Here is an 18,327-nt window from a genome sequence, read left to right as displayed (position 1 = left end):
TAGATGAGGTTCAGGGTTTTGGTCAGTCTTGTTCGGACGGAACCAGCGACGGGTTCCGCTCGGGGCTGGCCAATGAATGTCGGACAGGGAGTATAGTAAGATGAAACGATCGCATACGGTAGCTGTAAGCACATCGGCGCTTGCGCTCGCATTGTGCATGGGTGGGCAGGCTTCTGCGCAGGATGCCACGGTGGTCACCGATCAGTCGACGCTCGCGACGGATCCGACGCAGAACAGGATCGTCGTCACCGGCAGTCGTATCGAACGCACGATCGAAGAGAGCGCCGTGCCGATCCAGGTTCTCGGCGCCCAGGATCTGGACGAGTCAGGCACCACCGACCTTGCCGAAGCTGTGCTGCAACTGCCCGGCGTCTCTGAATCGATTTCGCCGCAGAGCTCCAACAATCTGATCCAGACGAGTGGTCTGTCGACGATCAGCCTGCGGCGGCTCGGGGATGATCGCACCCTCGTTCTCATCAATGGTAAGCGAGCCGTTTCGAACTCGGGCAATTCGGATCGCGTCAGCCTGTCGACGCTTCCGGCCGGCTTCGTCAAACGTACCGAGGTGCTTACCGGCGGGATGTCGGCAGTCTACGGCTCCGACGCGATCGCGGGTGTTGCGAACTTTATCCTGGAGGACAATTTCTCCGGTCTGCAGATCGATGGACGTTTTTCGACCCCTGATGCGAGCGGTGGCGAGGAATTCCGGATTAATGGCCTCGCCGGCACGGAATTCGCCGATGGCAGGGGTTACGTCCTGTTCGGTGTCGAATACCGCAACGAGAACGAAGTCGCTGCCGACAGCACGCGGCCCCTAACCATTGCGCCGCTCGAATTCGACGATCCGATCCCGTCGACCGGCAGCGATGGCTGGACCGACGAGATCAACTACCCCGGCTGTTTCGGGGTCGATACAGAACGCCATTGCCTGCTGCCCAGCTTCAGCAGTTCCACCCCCGGCGGCGTATTCGAAGGTGATGCCTGGTTCGTCGACGGACAGTGGTTCAACGACCTGTCGCTGCGCCCATCGAACCGGCCTGCCGGGTCGGATTTCTACACCGATTTCGATGGCTGGAACTTCCGTCCGGGACGGTCCAATCTGCCGGAACGTGAAATACTCAATCTGGCGCTGACTACCTCGTTCGATTTCTCCGATGCTGCGGCATTTTCGTTCACGGCCGCTTATTCGGACGTGGATACGACCTATTACACGGGCTACGAGACGCTCAACAGCGGCGACACATTGGGGGATGGGACGCGGATCGGCAATATGGCGTCGAACCATCCCTTTATCCCGCCCGAAGTGGAGGAGACCCGCAGCGGTTCGGTGAGCTTCAACCGGCGCCTGATCGAGCTGGGTGAACAGGCGCGTATCAACGACCGTCAGACGGTGCGCCTGATTGCCGATGTGAGCGGAAATCTGAGCGATAATCTGAAGTACGAGATTTTCGGTACATTCGGGCGCTTCGACCAGAAGCAGAACAATCCCAACGAATACAACTTCCAGAAAGCACGCTTCGCGCTCGACATCGAACCCGATGGCGCCGGCGGCTTCCGTTGTGTCGATGCTGCCGCCCGTGCCGATGGCTGCGTTCCGCTCAATATCTTCGGTGAAGGAACCATCGGCGACGCCGCTGCCGATTACATCCGTTACAATGGTTATGGAGAACAGACCCGCAAACAATACACTGCGGGCGGCTTCATCTCCGGGACGCTGTTCGAAATGCCGGCTGGCGATGTAAAGTTCGCGGCTGGCGTGGAATGGCGCCGCGAAAGCCAGAGCACCATGGGTGATCCCGATGGCGATCTCTTCGCCGGTGCCAATGGGATCCGCGACCTAAACGACGGCGCCACGCGCGATACCCCGAACTTCGCGCCCGACACCGATTTCGACGTCACATCGCTGGCAACCTTTCCTAGCGTTTCGGCAAGCTATGAGGTCGTGGAGGCCTATGCCGAACTCGACATTCCGGTATTCGATGGCTTCAATGTCCAGATTGCCGGTCGCATAGGCGATTACAACACAGTCGGGACGATCGTGAGCTACAATGCGGGGGCGGTCTGGCAGGTCAGCGATGACTTTGGCCTGCGTGCGCAGTATTCGCGCTCGCAGCGCGCGCCCAACCTGACGGAGATCTTTTCGCCTCCGCGGCCGGATGCGGACGGTCTATCCGATCCATGTGAAGGACTGCTGCCCGACGGGTCGGGCATCACCGGCATTGTCGGTGATGGTGCCGAGAATGCAGATTTGGCTGTAGTTGCAGCGAATTGTCTGACCGAACCGGGTATTCAGGCATTCTTTGCCGATCCGGACAATGCCGGTGAACCATTCACCGACGATCAGACCGGCACCCAGGGGCCGAATGCTGGCAATCCGAACGTGCAGGAAGAAACTGCCGACACCATCACGGCAGGCTTTGCGTTCACGCCTTCGTTCATTCCCGGGCTGACAATTGTGGCCGATTACTATCGGATCAAGATCAAGGACGCGATCACTTCCATCTCGACGCAGAACACGGTTTCGCTGTGCTATTCAGCCTCCGATTTTCCCAACAACAAATTCTGCGACGTCATCACTCGCGATGGGGTTGGGGCGATTACGGAGGTGATCAACTTCCAAGAGAATCTGGATACCGAAGTGGTCTCCGGCATCGATGCGCAGGTCCTTTATCGCGTGGATCCGGAATTCATTCCGGGCCGGTTCGATCTCGACTTCCGCTACACGCACTATTTCGAGCAGGAAGTGTCCTTCGAAGGGATCGGTGGGCAGACGATCACATCGTCGCCCCTGGGCGAGATCGGTTCGGGCAAGGACGAGTTCCGGCTCCGTCTCGGCTATCGCAATGGCGGCTTCCGGTTCAGCTACACGATGACTTTCCTCGGCGGCGGGGTCGACGATATCGCGCAGAACGCCAATCCGACGGATGATCGCTACTTCAAGGTCGGCAATCAGGACTTCCACCGGATCTACATGGCCTACGACTTCGGCAAGGACGACAGGTTCCGCATTTATGGCGGGGTCAACAACCTCTTCGACGATTTCGGCGCATTTGTCCCGACCGGGGCGAATTACGGGTCCAGCTACAATCTCTCGAACAGCCTTGCCGATGTTCTGGGCCGCGAATTTTACGTGGGTGCGCGCGTCCGGTTCTGAGGCTTCTTGGCGATTCTTTCCTTTGCGCTCCGTCGGTGTCGAACCGGCGGGGCGCTTTCTTCTTCAACGTTCGCGCAGCTAGGAAAACGTCGGTGCCGGCGTCGATGCGGATCGGAACCGGAATTCGCCATTTCGGGTTGGAATTGAGGGGTATGCGGCACCCTGCGGCAGGACGGTAGCATTTCGGGTATCCCGTTCGTCTCCGACCACGTTCGCATTTCCAGCGTGGCGAGACCGGGCTTAGCTTCGCTCGAACCAATAGAGAGTGCGGGTGGGCAGGACATCGACTGTCTTGACGATCCGAGCGCGCGCGGAAAGTACTTTGGCGAACATGTCGTTCCGGTATTCTGGAAATATATCCGGCCGTTGAGAGAGCAGCACCTGCACCATCGGGTCGTCCTTATGGGGAAACTCGATCACTCCGGTCGGGGCGAGCGAGAGCAGCCAGTCGACGGCCATATCCAGGGGGACGTTTCGTCCGATCGCGATATGATGGATGAACGCCAGGGCGAGAAGGGCGTCGGGTGTGGCCCTTTGCGCGAGGCCTTTGCGCTCTGCCTGGCCCCAGCCCTGGTTCGGACTGGGATTCGCCGCGTCCAGCCACACCGGGAGTAGATCGAGGCCCTCGGATTGGGCACGGCGATAGGCGACTTCCAGCGCACCGTGGTCGAAATCCAGGCCGATCACTCTCTTCGCACCCGCATTTAGCGCGGCTTTCGAATAGTCTCCGCTGTTGCATCCCAGATCGTACAACAGGTCGGGTTCGACCTTGGCGACCATTTCCTGGACGAATTCATGCTTGGCCTGCGTTTCGGGCGCGGCATAGCTGGTATTCTGGGCGTAATCGTTCCAAACCGTTTTGTGAGACGGCACATCCAGTTTCGCGATCGTCGACCGCAAGCCGCGCAGCATCGCTTCGAAACTTTGCCTTGGCAGCCGCGATTTGCCGAATTTCGCCGAACTGGCGGCCGAATTCGAATATCGGCGCTGCATCGCCGCCTGGGCAATTACGTGGGTTAGAATTGTCCAGTTGAACCGCTTGCTCCACGGGAGCAGCTTGGCCAGATCCTCGGGGGCTATCCCCTCAAGCGAACCGCGAAACCAGTGATTGGGCTGCACGTCGAGCACGGACCACATGAGCAGAGGGTTGAGGAACTGCATGCAGAACTGACGGTGCCCCGCCCAGATTTCCCCATCCTCGTAAGGCCGGATGGAAAGGTGGTCGATGAACTTCGGTCTGACGCCATCGAACTGGATATTGTATGCCGTTGCATCGCTGAGCGTGAACCCCGAACTCAGCAAGTCCAAATGCAAGTCCAGATGTGCCAGTGCGGCTGCCTTGTGCAGGCTGAAGCTCCATTCATAAGGGTACGATACGAAGGGGAGGCGAGGGTGCTCCAGGAGCATGTCGGCTTCTTCGAGGCCCCATGCCGGAGCCTGGTCGGTTATATCCGCGAAGTCGACCAGCATCCCATCGGCGATGAGCTTGCGGAAAATGCCCGATGTTTCAGCCTGGCGAAAGCTATCGGCAGCGGTCCCCATGACCGTGCGAAACACCCTGTCATCCGCATATATTACCCGGCCGCTGGGATCGCGAAACGATCCCGCTTCGACACTGACTGCCGGATTCATTCATCGACACTCGTGTCTTTGCGGGAAAACAGCGCTTTGACTTTGAAAAGCGACGTTCGGAAAAACAGGGTAGCACCGGCGACTGCCCCGATCGCGGCTTGCAGAATAATGCTGCCGGTAGCGGGATCGATATAGGCATGAGCCGGTGAGGAGAGGCTCAAGATTGCCATGCCGCCCGTGATCGAGATGAGAACTTTAGTCTGCATTGGAAACCCCGTTGGAACAGTTCGAATTCGCCCGAAATATGAACGAAATCACCTAACATCTCCTTAAGTCAGGGTTCGAAACTCGGTAATTCCCGCCATTCTTTCGGTGTACCCATAGCGTCGATATAGGCGGCGCTCGGCGCGGTGGAGGGTGGCCGTGGGGCGGATGCGAAATCCCGGTTCCGGAAGTCCGCCATCAGCTCGTCGAGCGCATGGGTGCCCGGGATTTCGCCGGACGCTTCGCCGGGGATACGAATTGCGTAGAATGTCGAAAACGACATGATCTCTTCGCGCGGTGAGAGTGGTGGCGCGTCGACTATCGGCTGGCTAGGCGCGATCCGCGACCCGTGATCCCCATGAAACAGGATTATGGCCTCGCGTCCCGCCGGTGTTCGATCGAGTTCGTTCAGAAGGTCGCCCAGCTTTGTCTGCAGGCAGCGGACCTGATCGGCGTAAGCGCGTTCTCTGGCGCTCGTTGCGCCCGGACCATGTTCGTCCAGCCATTCGGATTCCGGTTTGACCGTGCAATCGGGCCGGAGGATATAGGGATCGTGTGGCAATAGAATATGAGCGAAGCGTGCCTCGCCACGGCGCAAGGTCGCCAGATCGTCGATGAAGGTGTCGAGCATTTTGAGCGATGCGAGGGGAAACAGCTCACTGCGATTTGCTAGCAGTCGGGTGTTATTCCCACCCCGGTTTTCCTTGAGGACCTCGAACACGCTTACAACCATTCTGACGGTCTGCGAGAGGTTGAGGATCGTGTATCCGAAAACCTTGATGCGATCCGTCATGCTCAAATCGGTATCGAGCATGGACGTGAGATGCGAACTTTCGAAGGTCCGGCACTGGCTCATCTTCTGATTTACGCAAAGGTCGAAATAGGCCGGAAGGACCGCGCTGATAGCGTAATCGCGCTGATCGAGGTCGGTGAAATACGGCAATTGGGCGGGAGCGACATACTGCACGCCGGCTGCAAATTCGGAATCTTTCCGCGTTCCATAGGTAAAGAGAGTGGGGAGGGAGTTCAGCGTCCTGGCATGACGGCTGTAGGCACGGGGATAGACCTGGAAGCCCTCGCGGATGAAGAAATCCGCCTGCTCCTCCCGGAGATCCCTGTAATATTGCGGGCCTAAGGCCATCCCGTCCAAACCGAGGTAGGAATCGAAGATGATGTGGATCAGGGCGGGGCGATCCGACGGCCCGTTCGGCCGTTGCTGGGTGGCTGCCGTCTCCCTGGAGGGATCACCGGCACCATGATCGGCGGACGCCATGCCGAACACCTGAAACACGATGATCGACAGCGACGCAGAGAAGAAGACCGTCAGGAAGAGATCGTACCAAAGGTAGGAAATGAGCGCGAGGGCAGCAAACGCAATGAAGAAATGAAGCGGATCGATCCCAAAACCGAGGTCGATCCCTATCGTTGCGAAAAGGGGAGTCAAAACGTGTCTGAGGACTGGCCCGAGTTCTTGAGTGAGCACTCCGAGCGCCGCACCGATGGCGCCCAATCCCAGAAAAGCCAATGCGACTTCGCCAGTATCGATCGGATATCCATTGAAGGTCAACAGGTTGAGTAGAACGGCCCAAAGGGCCAGGATCCAAACGATATGACCCATCATTCGCGCACGGTGGGGCCTGGCGCTTGTGCTCATGGCTTTGGCCTTGGTGATGCAGGGAGATTTTGCTTTCGCCGCCTTCGCGAAGGCGCCGGTGGGCAGGCGTGGGTTCGACCTTCGCTCGACATTCTGCCGCTGTCGCAAAACTTGGTTAATTTCGCGTTGATCGCCCCGCATCCCATCGATGCGGCAACGAATATCGGGGTCAGCCCGCTCGCGCTTCCAGGTCGGCCGTGTCGCGCAGGACAATTTCCCGGCGGGACGGCAAATCGATCGCCCCGGCACCGCGCAACCGGGTCAGTTGCCGACTGACCGTTTCGATCGTGAGGCCGAGCACATCGGCGATCTGCTGCCGGGAAAGCGGCAGGGATACGGTGGTTTCCGGCCCCGAAGCCTGGTTCGTGCCGAGCCGTTCGGCCATTTCCAGCAGGAAGCTGGCGACTTTCTGTTCGGCATTCATTCGACCCAGAAGCAGCATCCAACGCCGGGTCCGATCGAGTTCGCTCAGGGTTCTTTCGAGCAATTTATGCTCGAGACGCGGATGTTCGCGGGCAAAACGGTCGAAATCCGTCCGTTCGAAAACGCAGATATGAGCATCGGTCAGCGCCTCGACCCCATAGGGCGAGGTTTTACCGAAGGGACGACCGAGGAAGTCGGAAGGATAGACGAGCCCCAGGATCTGTTCCTTGCCATCGGCGGAATGCGAAGAGAGCTTCAAAACGCCTTCGATAACATTGGCCACGAGAACTGCCTCGTCGCCTTCCCACATCAACTGCTCGCCGGCAGACAGTTTCCGGCGCCGTCCGATTCCGTTGAGCAGGGCGATTTCGCGCTCGTCGAGATCGGCGCAGATCGCTCGGTTGCGAATGGCACAGGCGTCGCAATAGCTCTTGGGAAGGGGATTCTGCGTGTCGTGCATCGTCCCAGCAGTATCCGTTGCCCAGGGCTATGTGAAGTGGGTGTTTCGGATCGCACGCTCCTCATGCTTGCGGGCGGGCCAGAGCGCGCCTAGTCAACCGTCATGACCAAGAAGATCGAATTAACCGGGCGCCCCGTCATATCTTCCACCGGGCTTTTCACGCCTGAAGAGACCATCACGAACGAAGAGCTGGTCGAAAGCTTCAATGCCTATGTCGAGCGGTTCAATGCGCAAAATGCGCAAGCGATCGATGCCGGCGAGATGGAACCGCTCCAGCCGAGTTCGGTCGAATTCATCGAAAAGGCCAGCGGGATCAGGGCGCGCCATGTGATGGCGAAAGACCCGATCCTCGACCCCGAGGTCATGGCGCCGCGCTGGCCCGAACGGTCGAACGAGGAGCTTTCGATTCTGGCCGAAATCGGGGTGAAGGCTGCGCGTCAGGCACTGGAGCGCGCCGGGCGCGATGCCGCCGATGTCGATGCCGTGCTGTGCGCCGCATCGAATATGGAGCGGCCCTATCCGGCCATGGCGATAGAGATCCAGCGGGAACTGGGCATCGACGGTTTCGGATTCGACATGAATGTGGCCTGTTCCTCTGCCACCTTCGGTATTCAGACGGCGGCGGATTACGTCCGTTCGGGCAATGCCAGAAGCGTCCTGGTCGTGAGCCCGGAAATCACCAGCGGGCACCTCAATTGGCGCGATCGTGACAGCCATTTCATTTTCGGCGATGTGGCGACGGCGGTCCTGGTCGAAGATGCCGCAATGGCTCCCGACGGGCACTGGGATATTCTCGGTACCAGGCTCAAGACGGTCTTTTCCAACAACATCCGCAACAATTTCGGCTTCCTCAACCGCGCCTCTCCCGAAGGACAGGGGAAGGCGGACAAGCTGTTCGTCCAGGAAGGGCGCAAGGTGTTCAAGGAAGTCGTTCCGATGGTCGCCGAGATGATCGTGAACGAGGCAGACAAGCTCGGCCTCGACCCCCGGGGGCTCCGGCGTTTGTGGTTGCACCAGGCCAATGCAGGGATGAACCGCCTGATCGCGCAGCGTGTTTTGGGGCACGAGGCCAGCCCGGACGAAAGCCCGACCGTGCTCGACACCTATGCCAACACGTCGAGTGCAGGCTCGATCATCGCCTTCCACAAGCACAATGAAGACCTTGCGGAAGGCGATGTCGGCCTGATCTGCAGTTTCGGGGCCGGCTATTCCGCCGGTGCGGTGTTCGTCCGCAAGATGGCATGACACCTTGTGACCCTTCGCCACAGGGCCTAGGTCTCGGCAATGGCAGGTAACCTTCTCGATAATCGTGGCCGTGGCGATGTTCGCTGGTCATGGCCTCCGATCCATCCCGAGGGACGCAAGTTCGGCATCATTGCCGTGGTCATCAGCCTGGTCTTCCTGATCGGCCTCGACTGGGAAATCGTGGGCTGGCCGCTATTGTTGCTGTCGCTGGGCGTGTTCGCCTTCTTTCGCGACCCCGAACGCGTGGTCCCGCAGGACGACGGGCTGATCGTCGCGCCGGCCGATGGGCTCGTGACCCTGATTGCCGAAGTCGATCCTCCCACGGAAATGATCGTCGATGATGGCAGCGGGCATGCCGGGCTCGAACCGGGCAAGGTCACCCGTATTTCGATTTTCATGTCGGTATTCGACGTCCATATCAACCGCGCGCCGATCGCCGGGACGATCCTGCGGGCAGTCTATATACCGGGCAGCTTCGTCGATGCCGGTCTGGACAAGGCGAGCGAGGAAAACGAACGGCAGCACATTCTGATCGAGCGGACGGACGGGCTCAAGATCGGTTTCACGCAGATCGCCGGACTCCTGGCGCGGCGGATCGTGCCTTTCGTGAAACCCGGCGATATGGTCGGCATTGGCCAGCGCGTCGGACTGATCCGTTTTGGTAGCCGGGTCGATGTCTATCTTCCCTCCGGCACCGATTCCAAGGTCCTGCTCGGCCAGCGGACCGTCGCGGGCGAGACGGTTCTGGCGGAGATCGGCTCGCAAAAACTGATCGAAGGTGTTTCTCAATGAATGGACTGTCGGACGATCCACACGGCGGTAGCCGACTCGGGCCGAAGGCGAGCGAGGACGAGCAGCCGACCCAGGTTCACACGCGCGCATTGACGCTGCGTGCCATGATACCCAACGCTATCACCGCTGCCGCATTGGGATCCGGCTTGACCGGAATCCGGTTTGCCATCGACGCCAACTGGGGCGCTGCCGTGGTGGCGGTGATCATTGCGGGCTTGCTCGATGGCCTCGACGGTCGGATCGCCCGGGCGCTCAAGGCGCAATCGCGGTTTGGGGCCGAACTCGACAGCCTTGCCGACTCATTGAGTTTCGGCACGGCTCCCGCCATCATCATCTTTCTCTGGTCGCTATCGGCGGAGCCGCGCATCGGATGGTTTGCGGCATTGGCGTTCGCGATCTGCTGTGCCTTGCGGCTCGCGCGGTTCAACGCGCAGATCGACGTGTCCGACCAACCGCACAAATCGCTCGGTTTTCTGACCGGTGTGCCTGCGCCGTTGGGGGCAGGGCTGGCCTTTGCGCCGTTCTATTTGTGGATGGCGACCGGGCTCGATGATTTACGCAATCCGATTTTCGTCGGCGCCTGGCTGGTCGCTATCGCGCTGCTGATGATTTCCAACATGGCGACGCCGAGTTGGACATCGATTCGTCCACGCCGCGGAATCCGTCTCGAGGTGCTGGCGCTGGTAGGGCTGCTGTTCGCCGCTCTGCTGGTCGAGCCCTGGTGGACGCTCAGCGCTATTTGCGCAGGCTACCTTCTGCTCTTGCCCTATACGTTGTTTCGCTACGCGCGGATCAAGCGGCGCGGCTGACTCTGCCTGTCGGACTGCGCGCCGGAGCGAAGCGGTTGGCGGTACTGGAACCGCAAACCGGCACTGCCGGGCGCAAGCTTGGCAGAAGCGGGGCGTTCTCGCCGTTCAATTCGCGCCGAAGCGTGCCGAAAGCGGACCACCAGCGCAATCCGCTGTCGGCAAGCACGCCCGCAACCACCACCGCGGCGGCGGCGAAGAGGGTGATGAGCAACAGTGCGAACATTTCAATTCTCCTTTCCCGGCTGTCGACAAAGCTGTTGACAGCGCGGGGAAACCTGGTGGACAAACCCGTCATCGCCGCCGCCAGTTCCGGCGAGGAGAACAATGTTCTCTTTTTGTTCCTGAGTGTCAAGCGCTTTTCGCGTCCGGATTCCAGATTTTTGCGGTGAATCGAGGGTGGATTTCTCTCTTCGACGAGGCTAAAGGCGCGCGGTCCGCAGAGAATGGGTCGATTCCCGACCGGTTTCATGCGGGCAAATCCACATGGAAGGCGCACATACCGGTGCCCGCCGCGGGACATGACCGCATTCGGGTTCCAGCTTTCCAGAGGTATAACCGGAAAGGAATATGACTATGGCGGCTCCTACCGTCACGATGCAGCAATTGATCGAGGCCGGCTCGCACTTCGGCCACCAGACCCACCGTTGGAACCCGCGCATGAAGCCGTACATTTTCGGCGCGCGCAACGGCATCCACATCATCGACCTGTCGCAGACCGTGCCGCTCTTCGCCCGCGCGCTCGACTTCGTGCAGCAGACCGCGCGTTCGGGCGGCAAGGTGCTGTTCGTCGGCACCAAGCGCCAGGCGCAGGACGCGATCCGCGAAGCTGCGCTCGCTTCGGGCCAGCACTACGTCAACCACCGCTGGCTCGGCGGCATGCTGACCAACTGGAAGACCATCAGCGAACGCATCAAGCACCTCAAGTCGCTCGACGAGCGCCTCTCGGGTGACACTGCGGGCCTGACCAAGAAGGAAGTGCTCGACCTTACCCGCAAGCGGGACAAGCTCGAAATGTCGCTCGGCGGCATCCGCAACATGGGCGGCATTCCCGACGTGATGTTCGTGATCGACGCCAACATGGAAGACCTGGCCATCAAGGAAGCCAACGTCCTCGGTATCCCGGTAGTCGCCGTGCTCGACACCAACGTCGATCCCGAAGGTATCGCCTTCCCGGTCCCGGGCAACGACGACGCTGCCCGCGCTATCCGCCTCTACTGCGAAGCGGTCGCCGAAGCTGCCAAGAGCGGCAAGGGCGAAGGCATCCAGGATTCGGGTGCCGATGTCGGCGCCATGGAAAACCCGCCGGAAGAAACCGCAGCGGCCTGAGGCCCGGAAATGTGGCCGGGGAGCGCAATCTCCCCGTCACACAAGCGATCTACGCGCCGGGCGGCTCGAGAAGGGCAGGCCCGGTGCCCGCACACTGATTTTATACGAAGGAAATTATCATGGCTGCATTCACTGCCGCTGACGTGAAGGCCCTGCGCGAAAAGACCGGCGCGGGCATGATGGACGCCAAGAAGGCCCTCGAAGGCGCCAATGGCGATATCGAAGCCGCTGTCGACGCGCTGCGCGCCAAGGGCCTCGCCACCGCTCAGAAAAAGTCGAGCCGTACCGCCGCCGAAGGTCTCGTCGGCGTTGCCGTCGAAGGCACCAAGGGCGTCGCCGTCGAGGTGAACTCGGAAACCGACTTCGTCGCCAAGAACGACAAGTTCCAGGATTTCGTGCGCAAGACCACGCAGGTCGCGCTCAACGCATCGAATGACGACGTCGAAACACTCAAGGCCGCCGCCTATCCCGATGGTGGAACCGTTGCCGACAAGCTGACCGACAATGTCGCGACCATCGGCGAGAACCAGCAGGTTCGCCGCATGAAGACCGTTTCGGTCACCAACGGCGTGATCGTGCCCTACATGCACAACGCGGTCGCACCCGACCTCGGCAAGATCGGCGTTCTGGTCGCGCTCGAGAGCGAAGGCGATGCCGCCAAGCTCGAAGAGCTCGGCAAGAAGCTGGCCATGCACATTGCCGCCGCCTTCCCGCAGGCGCTGACCGCCGAAGGCCTTGATGCCGACGTGATCGAGCGTGAGCGCGCGATCGCCCGCGAAAAGGCTGCCGAGAGCGGTAAGCCCGAAAACGTCCAGGAAAAGATGGTCGAAGGCGCGATTGTTAAATACGCCAAGGAAAACGCTCTGCTCAGCCAAGTCTTCGTGATGGACAACAAAACCCCCATCGCGCAAGTCGTCGAGCAGGCCGCCAAGGATATCGGCGCGAAAGTCGAACTGGTGGACTATGTCCGTTTCCAGCTCGGTGAAGGCATCGAAAAGGAAGAATCGGACTTCGCAGCGGAAGTCGCGGCGGCCGTTGCTGGATAATCTTGGGCACTGTGTAAAATACCGGACTGGAAAAAAGACTCCGAGTATGACCAATTAGCCCGGCCCGTACTTTTCGGGTCGCTCGTATTCGGGAACGGTCGTCGTGCTTCGGTGCGGCGACCGTTTTCGTGTCTACGGACGGATTTATGCGGGTTTGGTAGGCGCTTTCGATCTGCAGCCTTTCGCTGCCAGCGTGGAGTTCACGGCGCCAACAGCGAATCGCAACCGGCGAAAAACCAGCGGGATCGTCGCAGGCGCGTGGGTCGGGGAAATCGTCCGGCCCACAGTCCACTTACCGCTGGCGCACTTGGCAGCAGCCCGCTGGGGCTCTAAGGCCGCGCAAACTTGATGCCGAGCGAGAATCCATGCCCTTATCGACCATGAAACGTGTCCTGCTGAAGCTTTCGGGCGAGGTGCTGATGGGCGATCAGCAGTTCGGGATCGATCCGGCGTTCGTCATGGAACTGGCCAAGGAAGTGAAAGCGGCCAAGGAAACCGGGCTGGAACTCTGCCTCGTCATCGGCGGGGGCAATATCTTTCGCGGGATGGCCGGCGCGGCTCAGGGGATGGACCGTGCCCAGGCCGACTACATGGGTATGCTTGCCACGGTGATGAACGCGCTGGCAATGCAGAGCGCGCTGGAGCAGCTCGGGGTTCAGACCCGCGTGCAGAGTGCTGTGCAGATGGATCAGGTTTGCGAGCCGGTGATCCGCCGCCGCGCCGAACGTCACCTTGAAAAAGGTCGCATCGTGATCTTCGCCGCGGGCGTCGGCGCCCCCTATTTCACCACCGATAGCGGCGCGGCCTTGCGCGCTGCGGAAATGAATTGCGACGCGTTGCTCAAGGGAACCAGCGTCGATGGGGTCTACGACAGCGATCCCAAGAAAAACGCCGATGCCAAGCGCTACGACACGGTGACCTACGGAAAAGTCCTCGCCGATAATCTCAAGGTGATGGATGCCAGCGCGGTCGCCCTGTGCCGTGACAACAATATCCCGATCGTCGTCTTCTCGATCCGCGAGAAGGGCAACCTTGCCCGGGTCATCGCGGGTGAGGGCACACAGACGATCGTGCAGAACTGAGACAATTCAGAGAGATAGAGGAAACCGCCATGGCCAAATACGACAAGACCGATATCGAGCGCCGCATGAAGGGCGCCGTGGAAAGCCTGAAGGGCGATTTGTCGGGCCTGAGGACGGGGCGGGCGAATACCAGCCTTCTCGATCCCGTGGTGGTCGAGGTCTATGGTTCGATGATGCCGCTCAATCAGGTCGCCACCGTCAGCGCGCCCGAACCTCGCATGCTCAGCGTGCAGGTGTGGGACAAAGCGAATGTGACTGCGGTCGAAAAGGGTATCGCCAAGGCCAATCTCGGACTCAATCCGATGATCGACGGGCAGAATGTGCGCCTGCCGATGCCGGATCTGACCGAGGAACGCCGCAAGGAACTCGCCAAGGTCGCGGGAGAATACGGCGAGAAGGCCAAGATCGCGATCCGCAATGTACGCCGCGACGGTATGGAAGCGCTGAAGGACGACGAGAAGAAAAAGGAAATCTCGGAAGACGAGCAGAAGCGCGGCGAGGCCGAGGTGCAGAAGCTCACCGATCAATATGTCGCCGAATGCGATGCCACGGTGCAAAAGAAAGAACAGGAAATCCTGTCGCAGTGAACGGTTTGCTCCCCGCCTCCATTCGCCTCGGGCGAAGCCGAGAGGCGTCGGCGCAAATGTGTCTCGAGCTCCTCTCGAGGCTGTGTTTCGCAACCGCTCGATATCAACGGAAATTTGCGTGAGGTCCCCTGACAGAACCGCTCGTCACGTCGCCATCATCATGGATGGCAATGGCCGCTGGGCGAAGCGCAAGTACCTCCCGCGGGCGATGGGGCATCGCAAGGGTGTGGAGGCAGTGCGCGAACTCGTGCGCAGCCTTAAGGACACGTCGATCGAGTGCCTGACACTCTACGCGTTTTCGTCCGAAAACTGGAAGCGACCCGAAGACGAGGTCGATGATCTGATGAACCTGATGCGCAAGTTCATCAAATCGGATCTGCCCGAATTCATTGCCAATGACATAAAACTCCATATTCTCGGGAATTGGCAGGGGCTTGCGCCGGATATTGTCGAAATGCTCGAAGATGCGCTGCAAAAGACGTCGAAAGGGTCACGCACGCTGGCAGTCGCCTTGAACTACGGTTCCCAGGCCGAAATCGCGCAGGCGGCGCGCAAGGCCGCGGAAGCAGGCGAAGTGACCGAGGAGACGATCGAGCGTCACCTCTACAGTGCCCCGCTCCCCCCGCTGGACCTGCTGATCCGCACCAGCGGCGAAGTACGCTTGTCGAATTTTCTCTTGTGGCAGGCGGCTTATGCAGAGATGCTGTTCATCGACGTGCTGTGGCCGGACTTCACGCCCGATCACCTGAAACGCGCGCTGGCCGACTTCGCGGAGAGGGAGAGGCGATTTGGCGGACGCTGAGACAGTGGCGGAAGAGACCGTCCGGAAAAACCCCGATCTTCCCGTGCGGATCGTTTCCGCCGCGGTGATGATCGCGCTTGCGGTCGGGGCATTGCTGGCGGGCGCTCCATGGTTTGGCTGGTTCATCCTTGCAGTGGCGCTCGTCACCATGCTCGAATTCGTCCTGCTCGTGATCAAGGCTACGCCGAACGTGTCCTATCGCCTTGCAGGGATACTGGCCGGTGCGATCTATATCGGCATAGCGGGCTATATGCTCTCGCGGTTTCCGATCCCGATCGTCGTCGGCGTTGTTGGCGCGGTCGTCTCCGTCGATACCTTCGCCTATTTCTTCGGCCGCACGCTCGGCGGGCCGAAAATCGCTCCCTCTATCAGCCCGTCGAAGACCTGGGCCGGATTGTTGGGCGGCATTGTCGGAGCGTCGGTGTGGATCGCGGGCTGGATCTATTTCGTGGCCAGAGCGACGTCGGGCGACAGTACGATGTTCTTCGATCTTGCCGAAGCGGGGCAGATTCTTGCTCTTGGGGCAGTGACGGCGGTTGCTGCCCAGGCTGGCGATTTTTTCGAAAGCTGGCTCAAACGCAAGGCCGGGGTCAAGGACAGCTCAAAGCTTATACCGGGACATGGCGGCGTGTTCGACAGGACTGACGGGATGATCCCCGTAGTGTTGCTGGCGGGCGCGTTGCTGGGCGCGGCGCGGTGAAGCGTTCGATTTCGATCCTTGGCGCGACCGGTTCGGTCGGTGAACAGACGCTCGATCTCGTGCGCCGCAATGCCGAGAGCTGGAAGGTGACCGCCCTGACCGCCAATTCGAACGTCGCCGAGCTTGCCAGGGCGGCGCGCGAATTCCGCGCGGATATCGCCGTTGTGGCGGACGAACGCTATCTCGGCGACCTGCGCGATGCCCTGGCGGGAAGCGGGATCGAGGCGGCCGCCGGCCGCGCTGCGCTGTGCGAAGCGGCCTCGCGCCCGGTCGACATCACCATGGCGGCGATCGTCGGCTGTGCCGGGCTCGGCCCCGTCATGGCGGCGATAGAGCAGGGCGGGACAATCGCGCTCGCCAACAAGGAAGCGCTGGTTTCGGCGGGCGAAGTGATGACCGCGGCTGTTGCGAAACACGGTGCGACGCTGCTGCCGGTCGACAGCGAACACAATGCGATTTTTCAATGCCTGCAGGGTGGCGAGATTGGGGATGTCCGGTCGATCACGCTGACCGCCAGCGGCGGCCCGCTGCGCATGATCGAAGACCTTTCCGCCGTGACGCCCGAACAGGCCATCGCGCATCCCAATTGGGACATGGGCGCCAAGATCAGTGTCGATAGCGCGACCATGTTCAACAAGGGGCTCGAGCTGATCGAGGCGCATCACCTTTTCCCGCTCAAGCTCGACCGAATTCGCATTGTTGTCCATCCGCAGAGCGTGATTCACTCTCTGGTAGAATACCGCGACGGGTCGACGCTGGCCCAGCTTGGCCCGCCGGACATGCGCGTTCCCATCGCTTCATGCCTCGCCTGGCCCGCGCGGATGGATACGCCGATGGAGCCGCTCGATCTGCCTGCCATCGGCGAGATGACCTTCTTCGCCCCGGACGAGGTACGTTTCCCCGCGACCAGACTGGCGCGCGAGGCGGCTGAGGCGGGTGGGGCCGCCCCGGCAGTGCTCAACGCCGCAAACGAGATCGCGGTGGCGGCCTTTCTCGATCGTAAGATTGCGTTCAGCAGGATCGCGGTATTGGTCGAAAACGTTCTGAACCAGAACGATCTGCCCGATGCACCGCGAACCCTCGAAGAGGTCTTGCGCGTTGACGAGGATGCACGCCGCCGCGCCACCCGTATTCTGGAGCCTGTCTGACCCGTGGAAGTGAACCTGCCTCTCTGGCTCTATTATGTCATCGGGTTTCCGTTGCTGCTTGGGCCGCTCGTCACGATTCACGAGCTGGGTCACTATATCGTCGGTCGCTGGTTCGGCGTTCATGCCGAAGCGTTCTCGGTCGGATTCGGTAAGGAAATCTGGGGCTTCACCGATAAACGTGGCACGCGGTGGAAGCTTTCCGCACTCCCGCTGGGGGGGTATGTGCAGTTCAAGGGCGATATGAACCCCGCCAGTATTCCCGATGCCGAGGCGGTGGCGCAGGCCAGCGTTGAAGAGCGCCGGGGCAGTTTTCACCATGCGGCGCTGTGGAAGCGTGCGCTGATCGTATTCGCGGGACCCGCGACCAACATTCTTCTCACCCTGGCGATCTTCGCGGGGTTTTTCGCCTTCTACGGCAAGCCGGTTCCGGCCGATGCGGACGGCCAGCTCACCGTCGCCCGGTTCGCCGAGATATCGCCCGCACGTGCAGCCGGGATCGAGGTGGGTGACCGGATCGTGGCGGTCGAAGGTGAGCGGATGGAGGATTTCCGGGATGTGCAGGATTCGATCATGCTCTATCCTGGTCGCACGCTCGACATCACGATCGAACGCGACGGTGCCGAACAGACCTTTGCGGTGCCCGTGCGCAGCGTGGAGATGGAGGATCGCTTCGGCAATGTGTCGAAGGTCGGGCTGATCGGGGTCGCCTCGGGTGCAGCCGGTTTCGAGTTCGAACCACAGGGTATCGCCTCCTCGCTGGGGCTGGCTGTCGACCATTCCATCGGCATCGTCGACATGATGGTCACCGGGATCGGCCAGATTTTCACCGGCGAGCGTTCGGTTCAGGAGCTTGGCGGCCCGGTCAAGATCGCCAAGTTTTCGGGCGAGCAGCTCAGCCTTGGGGCCATGGCCTTTATCAATTTCGTCGCACTGATTTCGCTTAACTTGGCATTCATCAACCTCCTGCCAATCCCCGCTCTCGACGGCGGGCACCTGGCTTTCTACGCGGCGGAAGCAGTTCGCCGGAAGCCGGTGGGTCCCCGTGGAACCGAAGTGGCGTACCGCGCCGGCGTGGCCCTCGTGCTTATGCTGATGGTGTTCGTCACGATCAACGATCTGGTGACGCTTCCCGTATTCGGGAATTAGCCGGGGAAAGGGAGCGGGATACCGGCAATTCGCCGCAGCAAAGCTTGATTGGTGGAGACGCATCGGGCAGGGGACGGCATGGCCGCCCCGCACTGTGCGGCCTGACGCCGGATCGGG

The 18,327-nt window shown here is 60.7% G+C and carries 17 protein-coding genes; 12 read left to right on the top strand and 5 right to left on the bottom strand.

Translation table 11 applies throughout. From position 1 onward, the window contains the following. Nucleotides 1-100: 100 nt before the first annotated feature. On the top strand, nt 101-3,154 hold the full coding sequence (locus tag L5849_RS05410) for a TonB-dependent siderophore receptor (protein WP_236924744.1): 3,054 nt from the start codon (nt 101-103) through the stop codon (nt 3,152-3,154). Nucleotides 3,155-3,394: 240 nt separating this feature from the next. Here L5849_RS05410 and L5849_RS05405 read toward each other — a convergent pair whose 3' ends face one another. The 4 genes from L5849_RS05405 to L5849_RS05390 form a co-directional block, all read right to left on the bottom strand. Next, nucleotides 3,395-4,786, bottom strand: coding sequence for a class I SAM-dependent methyltransferase (locus tag L5849_RS05405; RefSeq protein WP_236924743.1), 1,392 nt, complete (start codon nt 4,784-4,786; stop codon nt 3,395-3,397). Next, the gene (locus L5849_RS05400; protein ID WP_115416414.1) at nt 4,783-4,992 is read right to left on the bottom strand and encodes a hypothetical protein; all 210 of its coding nucleotides are present in this window, start codon (nt 4,990-4,992) and stop codon (nt 4,783-4,785) included. Before L5849_RS05400 ends, L5849_RS05405 begins: the two co-directional genes overlap by 4 nt. A gap of 68 nt (nt 4,993-5,060) precedes the next feature. After that, complete coding sequence (locus L5849_RS05395; RefSeq protein WP_236924742.1) at nt 5,061-6,644, bottom strand: hypothetical protein; 1,584 nt, start codon at nt 6,642-6,644, stop codon at nt 5,061-5,063. 169 nt (nt 6,645-6,813) lie between these two features. Continuing rightward, complete coding sequence (locus L5849_RS05390) at nt 6,814-7,527, bottom strand: Crp/Fnr family transcriptional regulator (protein WP_236924741.1); 714 nt, start codon at nt 7,525-7,527, stop codon at nt 6,814-6,816. A 102-nt stretch (nt 7,528-7,629) separates the two neighbouring features. Between L5849_RS05390 and L5849_RS05385 the strand changes: the two genes are divergently transcribed. The 3 genes from L5849_RS05385 to L5849_RS05375 are packed head-to-tail and all read left to right on the top strand — an operon-like array spanning nt 7,630 to nt 10,373. Then, on the top strand, nt 7,630-8,772 hold the full coding sequence (locus L5849_RS05385) for a beta-ketoacyl-ACP synthase III (RefSeq protein ID WP_236924740.1): 1,143 nt from the start codon (nt 7,630-7,632) through the stop codon (nt 8,770-8,772). 39 nt (nt 8,773-8,811) lie between these two features. Next, nucleotides 8,812-9,564, top strand: coding sequence for a phosphatidylserine decarboxylase (locus tag L5849_RS05380; RefSeq protein ID WP_115416418.1), 753 nt, complete (start codon nt 8,812-8,814; stop codon nt 9,562-9,564). Then, entirely contained in the window at nt 9,561-10,373 is an 813-nt protein-coding gene (locus L5849_RS05375) for a phosphatidylcholine/phosphatidylserine synthase (RefSeq protein ID WP_236924739.1), read from the top strand. Before L5849_RS05380 ends, L5849_RS05375 begins: the two co-directional genes overlap by 4 nt. Here L5849_RS05375 and L5849_RS05370 read toward each other — a convergent pair. After that, nucleotides 10,357-10,842 carry a hypothetical protein gene (locus tag L5849_RS05370; RefSeq protein ID WP_236924738.1) on the bottom strand — a complete coding sequence of 162 codons (486 nt, stop codon included), beginning with the start codon at nt 10,840-10,842 and terminating at the stop codon, nt 10,357-10,359. The two genes, L5849_RS05375 and L5849_RS05370, sit on opposite strands and share 17 nt — an antisense overlap. Before the next feature lie 104 nt (nt 10,843-10,946). On the opposite strand from L5849_RS05370, the gene rpsB reads away from it, so the two are divergent. From rpsB to rseP, 8 genes are all read left to right on the top strand, one after another. Continuing rightward, complete coding sequence (gene rpsB, locus L5849_RS05365; protein ID WP_236924737.1) at nt 10,947-11,699, top strand: 30S ribosomal protein S2; 753 nt, start codon at nt 10,947-10,949, stop codon at nt 11,697-11,699. Between the two features lie 119 nt (nt 11,700-11,818). Beyond that, the gene (gene tsf / locus L5849_RS05360) at nt 11,819-12,745 is read left to right on the top strand and encodes a translation elongation factor Ts (protein WP_236924736.1); all 927 of its coding nucleotides are present in this window, start codon (nt 11,819-11,821) and stop codon (nt 12,743-12,745) included. Nucleotides 12,746-13,110: 365 nt separating this feature from the next. Continuing rightward, nucleotides 13,111-13,827, top strand: coding sequence for a UMP kinase (pyrH, locus tag L5849_RS05355; protein WP_115416423.1), 717 nt, complete (start codon nt 13,111-13,113; stop codon nt 13,825-13,827). Between the two features lie 29 nt (nt 13,828-13,856). Beyond that, nucleotides 13,857-14,414, top strand: a complete 558-nt coding sequence (gene frr, locus L5849_RS05350; protein ID WP_236924735.1) for a ribosome recycling factor — start codon at nt 13,857-13,859, stop codon at nt 14,412-14,414. A gap of 160 nt (nt 14,415-14,574) precedes the next feature. After that, nucleotides 14,575-15,216: a polyprenyl diphosphate synthase gene (uppS, locus tag L5849_RS05345; protein WP_236925071.1), complete on the top strand. Its 642-nt coding sequence runs from the start codon at nt 14,575-14,577 to the stop codon at nt 15,214-15,216. After that, nucleotides 15,203-15,916: a phosphatidate cytidylyltransferase gene (locus L5849_RS05340; protein WP_236924734.1), complete on the top strand. Its 714-nt coding sequence runs from the start codon at nt 15,203-15,205 to the stop codon at nt 15,914-15,916. Before uppS ends, L5849_RS05340 begins: the two co-directional genes overlap by 14 nt. After that, nucleotides 15,913-17,064, top strand: a complete 1,152-nt coding sequence (dxr, locus tag L5849_RS05335; RefSeq protein WP_236924733.1) for a 1-deoxy-D-xylulose-5-phosphate reductoisomerase — start codon at nt 15,913-15,915, stop codon at nt 17,062-17,064. Before L5849_RS05340 ends, dxr begins: the two co-directional genes overlap by 4 nt. A gap of 9 nt (nt 17,065-17,073) precedes the next feature. Further along, the gene (gene rseP, locus L5849_RS05330) at nt 17,074-18,210 is read left to right on the top strand and encodes an RIP metalloprotease RseP (protein ID WP_115417853.1); all 1,137 of its coding nucleotides are present in this window, start codon (nt 17,074-17,076) and stop codon (nt 18,208-18,210) included. Nucleotides 18,211-18,327 lie beyond the last annotated feature (117 nt).

The sequence above is a fragment of the Erythrobacter sp. SN021 genome (genome assembly GCF_021864455.1).
This window is presented reverse-complemented; position numbering and strand designations above follow the sequence as displayed.

Excerpts from the sequence above, each read along its gene's own strand:
- L5849_RS05410 (WP_236924744.1), top strand. The coding sequence starts at position 101 with ATGAAACGATCGCATACGGTAGCTGTAAGCACATCGGCGCTTGCGCTC.
- L5849_RS05405 (WP_236924743.1), bottom strand. The coding sequence starts at position 4,786 with ATGAATCCGGCAGTCAGTGTCGAAGCGGGATCGTTTCGCGATCCCAGC.
- L5849_RS05400 (WP_115416414.1), bottom strand. The coding sequence starts at position 4,992 with ATGCAGACTAAAGTTCTCATCTCGATCACGGGCGGCATGGCAATCTTG.
- L5849_RS05395 (WP_236924742.1), bottom strand. The coding sequence starts at position 6,644 with ATGAGCACAAGCGCCAGGCCCCACCGTGCGCGAATGATGGGTCATATC.
- L5849_RS05390 (WP_236924741.1), bottom strand. The coding sequence starts at position 7,527 with ATGCACGACACGCAGAATCCCCTTCCCAAGAGCTATTGCGACGCCTGT.
- L5849_RS05385 (WP_236924740.1), top strand. The coding sequence starts at position 7,630 with ATGACCAAGAAGATCGAATTAACCGGGCGCCCCGTCATATCTTCCACC.
- L5849_RS05380 (WP_115416418.1), top strand. The coding sequence starts at position 8,812 with ATGGCAGGTAACCTTCTCGATAATCGTGGCCGTGGCGATGTTCGCTGG.
- L5849_RS05375 (WP_236924739.1), top strand. The coding sequence starts at position 9,561 with ATGAATGGACTGTCGGACGATCCACACGGCGGTAGCCGACTCGGGCCG.
- L5849_RS05370 (WP_236924738.1), bottom strand. The coding sequence starts at position 10,842 with ATGAAACCGGTCGGGAATCGACCCATTCTCTGCGGACCGCGCGCCTTT.
- rpsB (WP_236924737.1), top strand. The coding sequence starts at position 10,947 with ATGGCGGCTCCTACCGTCACGATGCAGCAATTGATCGAGGCCGGCTCG.
- tsf (WP_236924736.1), top strand. The coding sequence starts at position 11,819 with ATGGCTGCATTCACTGCCGCTGACGTGAAGGCCCTGCGCGAAAAGACC.
- pyrH (WP_115416423.1), top strand. The coding sequence starts at position 13,111 with ATGCCCTTATCGACCATGAAACGTGTCCTGCTGAAGCTTTCGGGCGAG.
- frr (WP_236924735.1), top strand. The coding sequence starts at position 13,857 with ATGGCCAAATACGACAAGACCGATATCGAGCGCCGCATGAAGGGCGCC.
- uppS (WP_236925071.1), top strand. The coding sequence starts at position 14,575 with ATGGATGGCAATGGCCGCTGGGCGAAGCGCAAGTACCTCCCGCGGGCG.